General features: G+C 60.8%; 1 protein-coding gene. It reads left to right on the top strand.

What is annotated here, in order from left to right; translation table 11 throughout:
* Positions 1 to 97: 97 nt before the first annotated feature.
* On the top strand, positions 98 to 1,358 hold a 1,261-nt coding region (locus tag AB0H42_RS35680; RefSeq protein WP_357064292.1), incomplete at its 3' end, for a hypothetical protein.

The following is a 1,358-nucleotide window of genomic DNA, read 5'->3' as shown; positions in this document are numbered from 1 at the left end:
GCTACAAGCTTAGCCGAATTCGTCGAAATCAAAAACTTAACGGCGCCGGCACACTATCATTGAAGGGGTAACGTTATCCATTCGGACAGAGGCCGCCATGATTCGACTGATTATCTTATTGCTGGGCGCCCAGGCGCTGCACGGCCAGCGCCGCCTGCTGGTGCTGTTCGGTTGGCTGTGGATAGCCGCAGGGGCGCTGATGTTGTTCGACATACTGCAGGATGGCCGGTCGGTGCTGGCGCTGGATGCGCTGGCGGTCATCCTGGCGCTGGAGGGGCTGGTGGCGATATCCGCTGCGCTGGTGATCGGCTCTTCGGCCAGCAGGCCGGTGTTGCTGAAGGGATTGGGTTTCGTGTTTATGGCCTTTTTAATGCTGGACGTGCCCGCAGACGATAACATCGTCGCCACCGTGGTGTTTGGCAGCGCGCTGCTGCTTGACGGCGCCGTGCGCATCGCCTCCTCCACGGTGATTCAACACAGTCGATGGAAAGGCGTGGCGCTGGCGGGCGGCGGCGAGATCCTGCTTTCGTTGATGATTTTTGTCGGCTGGCCGGCGCCGCATCGGATGACGGTGCCCTTTTGCCTCGGCGTGATGATGGTGCTTTCCGGCTGGGCCTTATTGCGTATCGCCCGGAGACTGACAAGCTTCTCTCTGAATCAGCACCCCGCGCGGCAGCCACCGCACCCGGAGGATGAGACTGCGCCACTCACGGTGTACGTCTGGACACCGATTGGTGCGGCTAAAGATCCACGCCGACGTTACATCGTCGACCGATACATCGCGGCGGTCGACGGCGGCGGCAATATCTCCACCGGTCATGCCGCCCTGGCGCTCGCGCCGGATGTGTATATCAGTCACTACCCGCTCAACGACATCAGCCATTCCGTTCAGGATTTCCGCCAGTTGTTGCATGCCGGCGAGCAGAACAACGTCGACGGGCGTTTCCTGCCCGACCTGCCGGGTGAGATCGCCGCCTGGTGCCCACCGGACAAGAAAATTCAATTCTACCGCTATAACCCGGCGGCGCTGCGCGCATTCTGGCTGCGTTATCGGCAAGACGCCACCTACAATCTGACCCGACGCAACTGCTCCACCACGGTCATCGGCGCGCTCGACAGCGCGTTGGAAGGCGTGCTGGGCGATAAACACCTGTGGCGCCGCTTTCTGTTGCTGGTGTTGGATCCCAATCTGTGGATGCTGGCGGTACTGCGCAGCCGCGGCGAAAGCATGACCTGGACGCCGGGTTTGGTGCTGGACTACGCACGCATGTTGCAACAGGTCACCGAGCGTCAACATCAGCGCTGGTGGCTAAAATTGCGCGAGGCGTGGAATATCCTGCGTTTTGGCAAAAGCCAAA

Source organism: Nocardia sp. NPDC050799 (genome assembly GCF_040654015.1).
GTDB lineage: Bacteria > Actinomycetota > Actinomycetes > Mycobacteriales > Mycobacteriaceae > Nocardia.
The sequence above is the reverse complement of the archived record's forward strand: the minus strand, read 5'-3'. Positions and strand labels throughout refer to the sequence as shown.